12 protein-coding genes are annotated in these 15061 nt (G+C 68.0%); 1 reads left to right on the top strand and 11 read right to left on the bottom strand.

Annotated elements, in window-relative coordinates; genetic code table 11:
* Positions 1 to 25 precede the first annotated feature (25 nt).
* From gmk to PGN27_RS00015, 10 genes are all read right to left on the bottom strand, one after another.
* Positions 26 to 604, bottom strand: a complete 579-nt coding sequence (gene gmk / locus PGN27_RS00060) for a guanylate kinase (RefSeq protein WP_030135264.1) — start codon at positions 602 to 604, stop codon at positions 26 to 28.
* Between the two features lie 8 nt (positions 605 to 612).
* Complete coding sequence (gene mihF / locus PGN27_RS00055) at positions 613 to 930, bottom strand: integration host factor, actinobacterial type (protein ID WP_011894593.1); 318 nt, start codon at positions 928 to 930, stop codon at positions 613 to 615.
* A gap of 463 nt (positions 931 to 1393) precedes the next feature.
* Positions 1394 to 2194, bottom strand: a complete 801-nt coding sequence (pyrF, locus tag PGN27_RS00050) for an orotidine-5'-phosphate decarboxylase (RefSeq protein ID WP_335324243.1) — start codon at positions 2192 to 2194, stop codon at positions 1394 to 1396.
* Complete coding sequence (gene carB / locus PGN27_RS00045; protein ID WP_335324242.1) at positions 2191 to 5538, bottom strand: carbamoyl-phosphate synthase large subunit; 3348 nt, start codon at positions 5536 to 5538, stop codon at positions 2191 to 2193. Before carB ends, pyrF begins: the two co-directional genes overlap by 4 nt.
* Entirely contained in the window at positions 5538 to 6704 is a 1167-nt protein-coding gene (carA, locus tag PGN27_RS00040) for a glutamine-hydrolyzing carbamoyl-phosphate synthase small subunit (RefSeq protein ID WP_335324241.1), read from the bottom strand. The genes carB and carA overlap by 1 nt, the downstream gene beginning before the upstream one ends.
* Positions 6701 to 7201, bottom strand: a complete 501-nt coding sequence (locus PGN27_RS00035; protein WP_335324240.1) for a PH-like domain-containing protein — start codon at positions 7199 to 7201, stop codon at positions 6701 to 6703. Before PGN27_RS00035 ends, carA begins: the two co-directional genes overlap by 4 nt.
* A complete protein-coding gene (locus PGN27_RS00030) occupies positions 7198 to 8490 on the bottom strand; it encodes a dihydroorotase (RefSeq protein WP_335324239.1) in 1293 nt (430 codons plus the stop codon). The genes PGN27_RS00035 and PGN27_RS00030 overlap by 4 nt, the downstream gene beginning before the upstream one ends.
* Positions 8487 to 9443, bottom strand: coding sequence for an aspartate carbamoyltransferase catalytic subunit (locus PGN27_RS00025; RefSeq protein WP_335324238.1), 957 nt, complete (start codon positions 9441 to 9443; stop codon positions 8487 to 8489). Before PGN27_RS00025 ends, PGN27_RS00030 begins: the two co-directional genes overlap by 4 nt.
* Entirely contained in the window at positions 9440 to 10021 is a 582-nt protein-coding gene (gene pyrR, locus PGN27_RS00020; protein ID WP_335325176.1) for a bifunctional pyr operon transcriptional regulator/uracil phosphoribosyltransferase PyrR, read from the bottom strand. Before pyrR ends, PGN27_RS00025 begins: the two co-directional genes overlap by 4 nt.
* A gap of 71 nt (positions 10022 to 10092) precedes the next feature.
* Positions 10093 to 11379, bottom strand: a complete 1287-nt coding sequence (locus PGN27_RS00015) for an MFS transporter (RefSeq protein ID WP_335324237.1) — start codon at positions 11377 to 11379, stop codon at positions 10093 to 10095.
* 25 nt (positions 11380 to 11404) lie between these two features.
* Between PGN27_RS00015 and PGN27_RS00010 the strand changes: the two genes are divergently transcribed.
* Positions 11405 to 12607 (top strand): serine hydrolase domain-containing protein, encoded by a 1203-nt coding sequence (locus PGN27_RS00010; protein WP_335324236.1) that lies wholly within the window; start codon positions 11405 to 11407, stop codon positions 12605 to 12607.
* Here the strand turns inward: PGN27_RS00010 and PGN27_RS00005 are convergent.
* Positions 12604 to 15061: fumarate reductase/succinate dehydrogenase flavoprotein subunit (locus PGN27_RS00005; RefSeq protein ID WP_335324235.1), on the bottom strand; the 2458-nt coding region annotated here is incomplete at its 5' end. The genes PGN27_RS00010 and PGN27_RS00005 overlap by 4 nt on opposite strands.

The raw sequence follows: 15061 nt of genomic DNA, 5'->3' as shown, positions 1-15061 counted from the left end.
GCCGCGTGGTGCGAGGCGCCATCGCTCAGTGGGCCACCAGCAAGGATACCAATTCCGAGCACGCTGACTCCAATTGACTGTTGACAACCACCACGTCGAAGTCGTCCTTGGCCGCGAGTTCCTGCCTGGCGGTCGCCAGGCGACGGGCCTGTACCTCCGGGCTCTCGGTGCCCCGTCCGGTCAGTCTCTCCTCCAGCGCCGCCCAACTGGGCGGGGCCAGGAAGACCGAGATCGCCTCGGGCATGGCTGCCTTCACCGCGCGGGCACCGGCCAGATCGACCTCGATCAGAACCGGCACGCCGGCGGCCGTCGCGCTGCGAACCGGGGCCGCCGGGGTCCCCGACCGATGCAGACCGCCGTGGATATCGGCCCATTCGAGTAGCTCGTCGTCGTCGATCAGACGCTGGAACTCGGCAGGCGAGACGAAGGTGTAGTCCACACCGTCGACCTCGCCGGGTCGCGGCGCACGTGTCGTCACGGACACGCTGAAATGCAGGTCGGGAATCCGGTCACGCAGGCAGCGGACCACGGTGGACTTCCCGACAGCGGACGGGCCGGACAAAACCACTACTGCGGCGTTGCCCGGCCCACCACCGGTATTCATTTGTTCGCTCAGGAGAAGTCGAACTTCTCCAGCAAGGCCTTGCGCTGACGATCGCCGAGGCCGCGCAGGCGGCGGGTCGGGGCGATCTCCAGCTCGGTCATGATCTCCTGTGCCTTGACCTTGCCGACCTTGGGCAGGGCCTCCAGCAGCGCGGAAACCTTCATCTTGCCCAAGACCTCGTCGGTCTCGGCATCGGTGAGCACCTGCTTGAGGTTGGTGCCGCCGCGCTTCAGCCGATCTTTGAGCTCGGCTCGCGCTCGACGTGCGGCAGCAGCCTTCTCCAACGCTGCCGCGCGCTGTTCGTCGGTCAACTGGGGAAGGGCCACGGGGTTCCTCCGTCTCTCGCCATCTGTTGTTTCATCACGGCTGGATCACGTAACCAGCCAGCGACGACGACCGTACCCACGCATCCTGACGAAAGCTAACCCCACCCCCGGGTAATCCGGCCAAAAGACCAGCGTGTACAGCGTGCGCCGAGCACACCGCGCCCCGTCGGACGCATTGCCGATCGGCCGTCTGCACGCCCGATGTGCCTGCATATCGCGGGTTTTCGCACCTCAACGGGGTTGGCGCCGGTTTCGGCGCGCGTCAACGAAGCCCGGGTAAACGCCGATCCTGGCGATGGAATGAGAAATTTTCGCTGGTCATGGCGTGTCGGGCGTGTCGGGCACCCGGCGCTACCGGTCGGTAGCGCCGCCGAGCGGGCACGGTCGCACCGGAGCCAGCCTCCCAGACGTACAACGGCCCGATCGGGGCGACAGCGGCACGCCAGGAGGCCGCACGGGGCACTCAGGCCAGCTGGGTGAGCTGCTCGCGCAGCCCGGAAACCACAGCCCGCATCGCCTCGACGTCCGGACCGGCGCGCAGGATCTCGCGCGACACCGCGGGCAGCACCCGCGGCCCCAGCCGGCCGAGGTCCTGAACCCGGCCGCCCTGTGCGCCGACTCCCGGTGCCAGCACCGGCCCCTCCAGCGCCGCCAGATCCGGCGGTTGCGCCAACGTGGCACCCACCACCACACCCACCGACCCCGTGCCGGTGCGGCGGTTCTCCGCACCCACCGCGTCGACGATCGTCTGTGCCACCGTGCGATCCCCTGCCAGCGCCCCCTGCAGGCCCGCGCCCTCCGGGTTCGACGTCGCGGCCAGCACGAACACTCCCCTGCCGTTGGCGGCGGCGACGTCGAGCAATGGGCGCAGGGACTCGAAGCCCAGATACGGCGACGCGGTGACGGCGTCGGCGGCCAGCGCGGTATCACCTGCCCAGGCCTGGGCGTAGGCCGCCATGGTGGAGCCGATATCACCGCGCTTGGCGTCGGCGAGCACCAGCACCCCGGCATCGCGCAGCGCCGCCATGGTCGCCTCAAGGACCGCGAAGCCTGCCGAGCCGTACGCCTCGTAGAAGGCCACCTGCGGTTTGACGATCGCGACATCGGCGAAGGCCTGCACGCAGATTTCGCTGAAGGTCCGCAGCCCGTCGATGCCGGTGCCCAGTCCCCAGGCGGTCAAAAGCTCCGGGTGCGGGTCGATCCCGGGGCACAGCGCGCCCCTGGCCGCGACGGCGTGGGCCAGGCGTGCCCCGAACGGGGTCATTTCTCGGCCAGTTGGCTGTGCAACTCCTGCAGCGAGCGCACCCCGATATCACCGCGGATCCCGGCTTCGATGCCCTGCACCGCGGCCGACGCGCCCTGCACCGTCGTCACGCACGGGATGTTCACCGACACCGCCGCCGAGCGGATCTCGTACCCGTCGATGCGTGGCCCGGAGTTGCCGTACGGGGTGTTGATCACCATGTCGACCTCGCCGGCGCGGATCACCTCGACCGCCGAGCGACGCCCGTCGCTGCCGGATTCGTTCTCGGTCTCGAAGTGCTTGCGCACCTCGTCACACGGAATACCGTTGCGGCGCAGCATCTCCGCGGTGCCCTCGGTGGCCAGCACCCGGAATCCCAGGTCGGCAAGCCGCTTCACCGGGAATACCAGCGAACGCTTGTCGCGGTTGGCCACCGAGACGAAGACGGTGCCCGAGGCGGGTAGCGAACCGTAGGCCGCACTCTGGCTCTTGGCGAAGGCGGTGCCGAAATCGCGGTCGATACCCATCACCTCACCGGTCGACTTCATCTCCGGGCCCAGCAGCGAATCAACCTGGGAACCATCGGCCTTGCGGAACCGATGGAACGGCAGGACCGCCTCCTTGACCGCGATCGGGGCGTGCGGGGACACCGTGGCCCCGTCGCCGGTGCGCGCCAGCACACCCTCGGCGCGCAACTCGGCGATGGTGGCGCCCAGCATGATCCGTGCGCACGCCTTGGCCAACGGCACCGCGGTGGCCTTGGAGACGAACGGCACCGTCCGGGACGCTCTCGGGTTGGCCTCCAGCACGTAGAGCACATCGTCCTTGAGTGCGTACTGGACGTTGAGCAGGCCGACCACGCCGATGCCGTGCGCGATGGCCTCGGTGGCCTGGCGGACCTTCTCGATATCGGTGCGCCCGAGGGTGACCGGCGGCAGCGCGCACGCGGAGTCGCCGGAATGGATCCCGGCCTCCTCGATGTGCTCCATCACGCCGCCGATGTAGACCTCGGTGCCATCGCACAGCGCGTCCACGTCGATCTCGATGGCGTCCTCGAGAAACCGGTCGACCAGCACCGGATGCTCGGGAGACAGTTCGGTCGCACGCTCGATATACCCCTGCAGGGTCTCCTCGTCGTAGACGATCTCCATACCGCGGCCACCCAGCACGTAGGAGGGCCGGACCAGCACCGGGTAACCGATATCGGCGGCGATGCGGCGGGCCTGCTCGAAGCTGATGGCGGTGCCGAAGCGCGGGGCGGGTAGGCCGGCGTTGACCAGAACCTCACCGAACTGCCCACGGTCCTCGGCCAGATCGATGGCCTCGGGCTTGGTGCCCACGATCGGCACCCCGGCGCGCTCCAGTCGCTCGGCCAGACCCAGCGGGGTCTGCCCGCCGAGCTGCACGATGACGCCGACGACGCCGGGACCGCCACTGCCCGAGTCCTGCTCGGCGTGGTAGACCTCCAACACGTCCTCGAAGGTCAGCGGCTCGAAGTAGAGCCGGTCGGCGGTGTCGTAGTCGGTGGACACGGTCTCGGGATTGCAGTTGACCATCACCGTCTCGAACCCGGCCTGGCTCAACGTCGTCGCCGCGTGCACACAGCTGTAGTCGAACTCGATGCCCTGCCCGATGCGGTTGGGGCCCGATCCGAGGATCAGCACCTTGGGCTTCTCGGCCTGCGGGGCGACCTCGGTCTCGGCCGCCGGATCGAGCTCGTAGCTGCTGTAGTGATACGGCGTACGGGCCTCGAACTCGGCGGCGCAGGTGTCGACGGTCTTGTAGACAGGGCGGATGCCGAGCCGCTCGCGCAGGGCGCGCACCCCGCTCTCGCCGGCGAGTTCGGGGCGCAGCGCGGCGATCTGGCGGTCGGACAGTCCGTTGTGCTTCGCCCGGCGCAGCAGCCACTCGTCGAGCACCGGGGCATCGACCAGTTCGGCGCGCAGTGCCACCAGACCGTTGATCTGGTCGACGAACCAGGGATCGACCCCAGATGCCTCGGCGACCTGCTCCACGGTGCCACCGAGGCGAAGGGCCTGCTCGATGTCGTAGATGCGGCCGTCAGTGGCGGTGCGCAGATCGGTGAGCAGTTCCTCGAGGGAGGCGTCGCGGTCGGGTCCGGTCCAGAAGCCGGCTCGCTTGTTCTCCAGCGACCGCATCACCTTGCCGAGCGCCTCGATGAAGTTGCGGCCCAACGACATCGCCTCACCCACCGACTTCATGGTGGTGGTCAGCGTCGGGTCGGCACCGGGGAACTTCTCGAAGGCGAACCGCGGCGCCTTGACCACGACGTAGTCCAGGGTCGGCTCGAAACAGGCCGGGGTCTCCTTGGTGATGTCGTTGACGATCTCGTCGAGGGTGTAGCCGATGGCCAGCTTGGCGGCGATCTTGGCGATCGGGAACCCCGTCGCCTTGGAAGCCAGCGCACTCGACCGCGAGACGCGCGGGTTCATCTCGATGACGATGAGCCTGCCGTCTTTGGGGTTGATCGCGAACTGGATGTTGCAGCCGCCGGTATCGACACCGACCTCGCGCAGGATCGCGATGCCCAGATCGCGCATCGTCTGGTACTCGCGGTCGGTCAACGTCATCGCCGGCGCGACGGTCACCGAATCACCGGTGTGCACACCCATCGGGTCGAAGTTCTCGATCGAGCACACCACCACCACGTTGTCGTGGTGATCGCGCATGAGCTCGAGCTCGTATTCCTTCCAGCCGTAGATGGACTCCTCGATCAGCACGTTCGCACTCGGCGACGCGGCAAGCCCGTCACCGGCCATCCGTTCGACATCCTCTGCCGAGTACGCCATACCGGAGCCGAGACCGCCCATGGTGAAGCTGGGGCGAACGACCACAGGCAGGCCGAGGTCGGCGACCGTGTCCCGCACCTCGTCCATGGTGAAACACACCCGGCTGCGGGCGGATTCGCCACCCACCTTGGCCACGATGTCCTTGAACTTCTGCCGGTCCTCGCCGCGCTGGATGGCGTCGAAATCGGCACCGATCATCTCGACGCCGTAGCGCTCCAGCGCCCCGTTCTCATACAGCGAGACCGCGGTGTTCAGGGCGGTCTGCCCACCGAGGGTGGCCAGCACCGCGTCGATCTTGTTGCCACGCTCGGCCTGCTGGGCGATGACCTTCTCGACGAAGCCCGGGGTGATGGGCTCGACATAGGTGTTGTCGGCGTATTCGGGGTCGGTCATGATCGTCGCCGGATTGGAGTTGATCAGGGTGACCTGCAGACCCTCGGCGCGCAGCACGCGGCAGGCCTGGGTGCCGGAGTAGTCGAACTCCGCGGCCTGGCCGATCAGGATCGGCCCGGAACCGATGACCAGGACGTGGTTGAGGTCGGAACGACGTGGCATTATTTCTCTCCCGCCTTGCGGCCCAACAGGTCGATGAACTGGTCGAACAGGTACTCGGCGTCACGCGGACCGGCCGCGGCCTCGGGGTGGTACTGCACCGAGAACGCGCTCCCGTCGATGAGCTTGATGCCCTCGACGGTGCCGTCGTTGGCGCAGGTGTGGCTGACGATCGCCCTGCCGAAATCGGTGTCGAATTCCTCGCCCGCCTCGCCTTCGAGGGCGAAGCCGTGGTTCTGCGCGGTGATGGCGACGCTGCGGGTGGCGTGGTCGATCACCGGGATGTTGATGCCGCGGTGGCCGAAGGTCATCTTGTAGGTCGAACGTCCCAGCGCGCGGCCCAGGATCTGGTTGCCGAAACAGATACCGAACAGCGGGATTCCGGCACCGAGCACCTCGCGGGTCACCCCGACGATGTGATCGGCGGTGGCCGGGTCGCCCGGCCCGTTGGACAGGAACACACCATCGGGGTTGAGCTCGGCGATCTGGGCGAACGTGGCGGCCGAGGGCAGCACGTGGGTGCGGATGCCGCGCTTGGCGAAGTTGCGCGGGGTGTTGGTCTTGATGCCGAGGTCGATCGCGGCGACCGTGAAGCGGTGCTCGCCGGCCGGGTCCACCGTGTACAGCGAGTCGGTGGACACCTCGCCGGCCAGATCGGCTCCCAGCATCGAAGGCTGGTTGCGCACCCGGTCGACCAAGGTGTCCACATCACCCGCGTCGGCGAGGGCCGCACCGGAGAAGATGCCCGCCTTCATCGAGCCGGCCGTGCGCAGATGCCGGACGACCGCCCGGGTGTCGATGCCGGCGATCCCGACGATGCCCTGGCGCCGCAGCTCATCATCGAGGGTGCCGGTGGCACGCCAGCTCGACGGTCGCGGTGAGGCATCGCGGATGGCATAGCCGGCGACCCAGATCTTGTCGTCGTGGCTTTCGCCGTCCTCGCCGTTCCAGCCGGTGTTGCCGATCTGCGGCGCCGTGGCGACCACGATCTGGCGGTGGTAGCTCGGGTCGGTCAGCGTCTCCTGATAGCCGGACATGCCGGTGGAGAACACCGCCTCACCCAGCGTCTGTCCGATCGCGCCGAAGGCGGTCCCGGTGAACACCCGGCCGTCCTCCAGCACGAGCAGGGCACGCTCCGCGGTACCGCTGCGCTTGTCGCTGACCGTCACTCGTCCTCCTTGACCCAGTTCTTTGTTTCTGTCCGGTCGTCGGGCCGGAAGCCGGTGTCGATCTCGGTACCCGACGGAAGTGTCCAGCGGATGGCCACGATGCCCTCGTGGGTGAGTGCCTTCCCGGCCATCGCCCGCTCACCGCGCACCGCGATGATAGATTCGTCGGGGATCCAGATGGGGCCGGTTCCGCTGCGCTGCAGCATGATTCCCTCCGGATAGCGGGTGAGCGCACCCTTGGACCGGAAGCCCAGTGCGGCCGCGGCCACCTTGTCGTTCCAATGCGGTGCGATGGTGCTGCCGACATAGAGCCCCTTGGTGGGCCCGGCCAGCGCAGGCCCGACGGTATCGGGCAGCGGGGGCAGGTTGCCGATCATCTCGACCTGCCGCTCGATGCGGTGTCGCCACCCGGTGAGCAGCCGACGGATGAAGAAACCGATCAGCAGGGCGATGACGGCCGCCAGGATGAGCGACCCGATCAGGGTGCCTTCATTCACGCGGGGCTCCGCCCGTTACGCGCAGTGATCTTGCCGCGCAACAGTGTCAGCGTCACCTTCGCCGGCAGTTCCATCGACTCGAACGGTGTGTTGTCCGACCGACTGGCCAACGACGATCCGGTGACCGTCCAGGTGGTGTTCGGGTCGACGACGGTCAGGTTGGCAGGCTCCCCCACCGCCAGCGGACGGCCCTGGTCGGGCAGTCCGACGATGGCCGCCGGCGCCTCGCTCATCACCCTGGCCACATCGCGCCAGCTCAGCAAGCCCGGTTGCACCATGGTCTCGACGATCACCGACAGCGCGGTCTCCAGACCCAGCATGCCGGGGCGGGCGTTGGCGAACTCGCAGCACTTCTCCTGTTCGGCGTGCGGCGCGTGATCGGTGGCCACGCAGTCGATCACGCCGTCGGCGAGTGCCTGCCGCAAGGCCTGAACATCACTGGCCTCGCGCAGCGGCGGATTGACCCGATTGCGTCCGTCATAGCTGGCCAGCACGCCGTCGTCGAGGAGCAGGTGATGCGGGGTGACCTCCGCGGTGATCGAGATCCCTTGCGCCTTCGCCCATTTGAGTAGCTCCACGGTTCCCGCGGTGGAAGCGTGGCAGATGTGCACCCTGGCACCGGCATCGCGGGCCAGGATCGCGTCACGGGCGACGATGGACTCTTCGGCCGAACGCGGCCAACCGGCCAGGCCCAGCTTGGCGGCGTTGGCACCCTCGTGCGCCACCGCGCCCACGGTGAGGCGCGGCTCCTCCGCATGCTGGGCGATCAGCACGCCGAGGCCACTTGCGTATTCCAGCGCCCGGCGCATGATCAGCGGATCATGCACGCAGATACCGTCATCGGAGAACATCCGCACCTGACCGGCACCGGCGGCCATCAGGCCCATCTCGGTGAGCTGCTTACCCTCCAGGCCGACGGTGACCGCGCCGACCGGGTGCACGTCGACGAGGCCGACCTGCCTGCCCCGATGCCAGACGTGGTCGGTCACCACCGGGCTGTCGGCCACCGGGTCGGTGTTGGCCATGGCGAACACCGCGGTGTATCCACCGAGTGCTGCTGCGGCCGAACCGGTTTCGATGTCCTCAGCATATTCGCGGCCCGGTTCGCGCAGGTGGGTGTGCAGGTCGACGAACCCCGGCAGCAAGATCTGGCCGGTGGCGTCGATCTCGGTGTCGGCGGCCTCGGACTCGATTCCCGCTTCGATCCGGGTGATCTGGCCGTCGGCGATCAGCACGTCGACGGGGTCGCCCGCACCGTAGAGGCGGACGCCCTTGATCAGCACACTCACGCCACCACTCCCACTCCGTCGGCGCCGGCACCCACCAGGAGGTGGAACAGCACCGCCATCCGCACATGGACACCATTGGAAACCTGTTGCAGCACCGCCGATTGCGAGGAATCGGCCACTGAGTAGGCGATCTCCATGCCCCGCAGCATCGGCCCCGGATGGAGCACCACCGCATGGTCGGCGAGCTGCGCCTGCCGCTTGCCGGACAGTCCGTAGAGCACCGAATACTCCCGTGCCGACGGGAAGAAGCCGCCGTTCATGCGTTCGGCCTGGACTCGCAACATCAGCACCGCGTCGGCGGCGGGCAACTCGGCGTCCAGGTCGTGCGATACCGTCACCGGCCAACCCGCCACACCCACCGGCAGCAGCGTCGGCGGGGCGACCAAGACCACCTCGGCACCGAGCGTCGCCAGCAGTTCGACGTTGGAGCGGGCCACCCGGCTGTGCAGCACATCGCCGACGATCAGGATCCGCCTGCCCGCGATGGTGCCGAGCCGCTGGCGCAGCGTCAGCGCGTCGAGCAGCGCCTGGGTGGGATGTTCGTGGGTGCCGTCGCCGGCGTTGATGACCGACGGTCCCTTCCCGTCTTCTTCGGCGGTCCACTCCGAGAGCTGCTGGGCAGCCCCCGAAGCAGGGTGCCGGATGATCAGCGCGTCGGCTCCGGCGGCGCGCAGCGTCAGAGCGGTATCGCGCAGCGATTCGCCCTTGGACACCGAGGATCCCGAGGCGCTGACGTTGATGACATCGGCACTCATCCACTTGCCCGCCACCTCGAAGGACACCCTGGTGCGGGTGGAGTTCTCGTAGAACATCGTGATGATGGTGCGCCCGCGCAGGGTGGGCAGCTTCTTCACCTCGCGACCCAGCAGTGCCTCACGGAACCGGTCGGCGTCATCGAGGATCGCCGTCGCCTCGTCGCGGGACAGCTCCGCGGCGGTCAACAGATGCTTCATGAGCGGTCAGGTCCTCCATACGGTGCGATCCGCACGCTGTCCTCTCCGTCGGGTTCCTGCAGGCGCACCTTCACGTTCTCGGCGCGCGAGGTGGGCACGTTCTTGCCGACGTAGTCGGCGCGGATGGGCAGCTCACGGTGGCCGCGATCGACCAGGACCGCCAGCTGCACGATCCGTGGGCGGCCGATATCGCGCAGGGCGTCCAGCGCCGAGCGCACGGAGCGACCCGAATACAGCACATCGTCGACCAGGATCACCAGCGCACCGTCGATACCGCCGGCCGGGATCGAGGTGGATTCCAGCGGGCGGGGCGGCTTGAAGTTCAGGTCGTCGCGGTAGAGCGTGATGTCCATCGCTCCGTGCGGCAGGGCCACCCCGGAGAATTCCTCGACCTTGTCGGCGAGCCGCGCGGCAAGCGTCACGCCTCTGGTCGGGATGCCGAGCAGTACCACCCGCGGGGCGTCCGGCGCGTCCAGCGCGGTCTTCTCGATGATCTGATGCGCGATGCGCGATATCGTCCGGCTCACATCCGCGGCGGACATCAATTCCCGGTCGGGGCTCGGTACTGCTTCGCCCACAGTCAACCTGGACCTCCTTCTCCGCCTCTCTGGACGGATCGTTAAAGGACGTCGAACTGCCGCAGAGCCTATCAGGCCGTCGCGGCGATTCCGTCCCGCAGTGATGTGCCCTTCGTCTCGGGCAGCGCCCAGGTGCACAGCACGCTGACGGCGACGAATCCGGCCATCATCAGGCCCACCGCCCAGCCGCCGAAATCGTCGACCAGCAGGCCGGCGACCAGCGGCGGCAGCGCGCCGCCCACGATGCCTGCCAGATTGAAGGCCAGTCCGGCGCCGGTGTACCGGTATCGGGTGGCGAACGTCTCGGGCAGGAACGACGCGATCGGTCCGTACGAGACGCCGAACACCGCGAAGGTGCCGCCGATGGCGAGCGCGAACAACGCCTCCGAACCCGTGTCGATCAGCGGCATCACGACGAACGCCCACGGCAGGGCGACGAGGAAACCGGCGAGGATGATCCGGCGCCGACCGTAGCGGTCGCACAGGATCGCCGATACCGCGGTGGTGCTCATCAGTGCGACCCCGGCGAGCACGCCGACGGCCAGGATCAGCGCGCGGGGATGTCCGATCGTCGTGCTGGCATAGCTGAGCAGGTAGGTGCCGCCCAGGAAGCTCATGGTGAAGATGCTCACCATGCAGCCGGCCGCCAACAGCACCTGACGCCACTGCAGACGGAGCAGTTCGGCCAGCGGGGCGCGGGGCACCTGCCCGCTTCGCCGTTCGTCGGCGAACACCGGCGTCTCGTCGATACGCAGGCGGATATAGAGCGCGGCGATGACGAGCAGACCGCTCAGCAGGAACGGCACCCGCCAGCCCCAGTCGAGGAACACCTGGCTCTTCTCCCCGATGGTGATGGCGACGGTGAAGAACACCAGGTTGCTGGCCGCCAGACCGGCACCGGCGCCCAGCTGGGTGAACATGCCGTATCGACCGCGTTGGGCCGTCGGTGCGTACTCGGCCGACAGCAGAGCTGATCCGGCCCACTCCCCACCGACGGCGAATCCCTGGCACAACCGCAGGCACAACAGCAGGATCGGCGCGGCGATCCCTATGGTGGCGGCACCGGGCACCAAGCCGACGCCGACCGTCGAGATGCCCATGATCAGCAGGGTGGCCACCAGCGTGCGCTTGCGTCCCAGTCGATCTCCGAAGTGGCCGAACACCGCGGCACCGACCGGCCGGGAGAAGAAGGCCGCGGCGAACGTGCCCAGCGAGGAGACGGTGGCCATCGTCGGCCCCATCTCGGGGAAGAACACGTGGGGGAAGATCAGCGCGGCGGCCGTCCCGTAGATGTAGAAGTCGTAGAACTCGATGGCGGTGCCCACGAAACTCGCGAAAGCCACCTTCCGCATCTGCATGTGGCACACGTTAACGTCAGCGGTGATGAACATCGACAACAACCACGCCTCCATCTCCGAGGCCATCGACGCAGGTCTGCTCGCCGGCGCGGTGACGCTGGTGTGGCATGCGGGCCGGGTCGTCCAGGTCAACGAGCTCGGGCACCGCGATGTGCAGGCCGGACTGCCGATGCAGCGCGACACCATTTTCCGGATCGCTTCGATGAGCAAGCCGGTCACCGTCGCCGCGGCGATGACCCTGCTGGAGCAGGGCCACTTCCGCCTCGACGATCCGGTGTCGCGATGGCTGCCGGAGCTCGACGGCTTGCGGGTGCTGATCGACCCGCACGGACCGCTGGACGACACCACGGCGCTGCGTCGACCCATCACCTTCGACGACCTGATGACCCACCGGGCCGGGTTGGCCTACCCGTTCTCGATCACCGGACCACTGGCCAAGGCGTACGGCCGGTTGTCCTACCGCCAGAACGAGCAGCGCTGGCTGACCGAGCTGACGAAGTTACCGCTGGTGCACCAACCCGGCGCACGGATCACCTACAGCCACGGCACCGACGTGCTCGGCATCGCCATCTCCCGGATCGCCGGCAAACCGCTGCACGAGTTGCTGTCCGAGCGCATCTTCGAGCCACTCGGCATGTCCGACACCGGTTTTGCCCTCAGCCTGGTCCAGCGGCGCCGGATGGCGACCATGTACGCCCTCGACGACAAGACGGGGCTGCGTGACGATGTGCTGGGCCCTCCGGCGCTGACCCCGCCCGAGTTCTGCACCGGCGGCGGTGGGCTGCTGTCGACCGCCGATGACTATCTGACATTCGCCAGGATGTTGCTCGGCGACGGCACGGTCGACGGTGTCCGGGTGCTCTCCCCTGAGTCGGTCCGGCTGATGCGCACCGATCGGTTGACCGAGGAACAGAAGAGTGACAACTTCCTCGGCGTGCCGTTCTGGATCGGCCGCGGCTTCGGGTTGTCGATGTCGGTGGTCACCGATCCCGCGCAGTCCGAGCGCTTCTTCGGCCCGGGTGGGCTGGGCACCTTCGGCTGGCCGGGCGCATTCGGCACCTGGTGGCAGGCCGACCCGGCCAATGACGTCATCGTGCTGTACCTGATCCAGAACTATCCGGACCTGACCTCCGATATCGCCCAGGTGGCCGGTAACACCTCACTGGCGAAACTGCGCATGGCGCAACCCAAATTCGTCCGCCGCACGTATCAGGGACTGGGGCTCTAGGCGGGTTCGAGCGCCCTGCGGGCATACGCCCGCACATCGGCGTCGACGTCCTTGAGCGCCAGTCCGAGTGCCTCCCGCGCGGCGGACTCCGAGTCGGCCCACCGGGTCAGACTCAGCACGGCGGCCTTGCGCACGTCCAGGTGGGTGTCGGACAGTGCCCGCGACAGCGTCGGCACCGCCAAGGGTGCCGACACCCCCGACAGCGCCTTCGCCGCGCCGACCCGGATCTGCCAGGCCGGTTCCGACAACGCCCGCTCGATGACCGGCACGTCGGCGTCGGCGGCGCCGAGCACCCCGAGGGCGGCCAGGGCGGCGGCGCGGACCAACGGGTCGTTGTCACCGAGCAGATGTCGCACCGAGTCGGCCCCTGCCCCCAGCGTGGCCAGCGCATTGGCCACCGCGATGCGCACCTCACGGCTGTCATCGGTGGCCGCGGCGGCCACGCCCTCGACATCGTCCACCGAGACCAACGCGCGCACCGCCTCGATGCGGACCCGTTGGTCACCGTCGGTCACCGCCCGGCGGTAGTCGGCCGCGACGCCGGCGCGCCGCGAACTCAGCACGTACACCGTGGCGGCGCGCACCACCGGATCACCGGAATCCAGATGCACGGCAACGGCATCGGGATAGGGCAATACCTCGACCAGCTCACGCACCGAGTCTGCTGCCTGCAGGCGCACCTCGCGGTCGTCATCGCCGAGCGCGGCCAGCAGCGCCGGGCAATACCCGTCCGGCAGGTTCTCCACCAAGGTCGCCACGGCGGTGCGCCGCACTCCGGGGTCGACATCGGTGAGGTACTCCGACAACTCGACCAGTGTCGGTTCGTCGAGGGCCAGCACCGCTGCGATGCGCGGCGACGGCGGCTGCACCGCAGGCTCGGCGATCCGCGACACCGCGGTCGCGGGCGCCTTGCCGCCGAACAATTCGGGCTGCTGAACTCCGACGGCCGGAGCGTCCACACTTTTCCCCGGCACGTGGTCCAGCCCGGGCACCGGCACCAGATATGGCGCGACCGGTCGCTTGAGGAACTCCATCTCTCCGGCGGCGTTCTTGCGCAGGTTCAGGTGGAAGCCCCACTCGTCGTCGTCGCGCATCGGCACGTCGGCTCGGTCATGGTAGAGACCCCAACGGGATTCGGTGCGGGTCAGCGACGACCGGGCCGCCATCTCGGCACAGTCGCGGATGAAGGACACTTCGACGGCACGCATCAACTCATGCGGGGTCCGCGCCCCGATTCCGGCCACCTCTTCACGCATCCGATCGAAGGTCTGCACCGCGATGGACAGTTTGGCGGCCGTCTTCGGCGGCGCCACATAGTCATTGACGAACCGGCGCAACTTGTACTCGACCTGCGGCTGCGGCGGCCCGTCCGGTTGACGCAAGGGCTGATAGATCAGGTCGTGGGCGGCGGCCAGCTGATCGTCCGGCAGCTCTGTCGGCACCGGGGTATCGGCCAGCGTGCCCGCGGCGTGCTCACCGGCCAGATCGCCGTAGACGAACGCGCCGATCATGTAGTTGTGCGGGACACACGCAAGATCACCGGCCGCGTACAGTCCGGGAACGGTGGTGCGGGCGTGCTCGTCGACCCACACCCCCGACGCGGAATGTCCGCTGCAGAGGCCGATCTCGGAGATGTGCATCTCGATATCGTGGGTGCGGTAGTCGTGGCCGCGGTTGGCGTGGAACGTGCCGCGGGTGGGCCGTTCGGTGGTGTGCAGGATGTTCTCCAGGGAGGTCAGCGTCTCATCCGGCAGATGTGACACCTTCAGGTAGATGGGACCGCGCGCGGATTCGATCTCGCTGTGCACCTCCGACATCATCTGCCCCGACCAGTAGTCGGAGTCGACGAAGCGCTCCCCCTCGGCGTTGACCTGGTACCCACCGAACGGGTTGGCCACATATGCACACGCCGGGCCGTTGTAGTCCTTGATCAGCGGATTGACCTGGAAGCATTCGATTCCGGACAGTTCGGCGCCGGCGTGGTAGGCCATCGAGTAGCCATCACCGGCGTTCGTGGGATTCTCGTAGGTGCCGTAGAGGTAGCCCGATGCAGGCAGACCGAGTCGGCCGCAGGGGCCGGTGGCCAGGATGACGGCCTTGGCGGCGACGGCCACGAACTCCCCGGTTCGGGTATTCAGCGCGGCCGCACCCACCGCCCTGCCGTCTCGTACGAGCACCCGGACCGGCATGAGCCGGTTCTCCATCTGGATCTTTTCGCGCATCGACCGTTGCCGCATCACCCGGTAGAGCGCCTTCTTGACGTCCTTGCCCTCGGGCATCGGGAGCACGTACGACCCGGAGCGGTGCACCTGGCGCACCGCATATTCGCCGTGCTCGTCCTTCTCGAACTTCACGCCGTAGCGTTCCAGCCGCTGCACCATCGCGAAGCCACGAGTGGCGGTCTGATAGATGGTGCGCTGGTTGACGATTCCGTCGTTGGCGCGGGTGATCTCG

Source organism: Mycolicibacterium neoaurum, from assembly GCF_036946495.1.
Taxonomy (GTDB): domain Bacteria; phylum Actinomycetota; class Actinomycetes; order Mycobacteriales; family Mycobacteriaceae; genus Mycobacterium; species Mycobacterium neoaurum_B.
The sequence above is the reverse complement of the archived record's forward strand: the minus strand, read 5'-3'. Positions and strand labels throughout refer to the sequence as shown.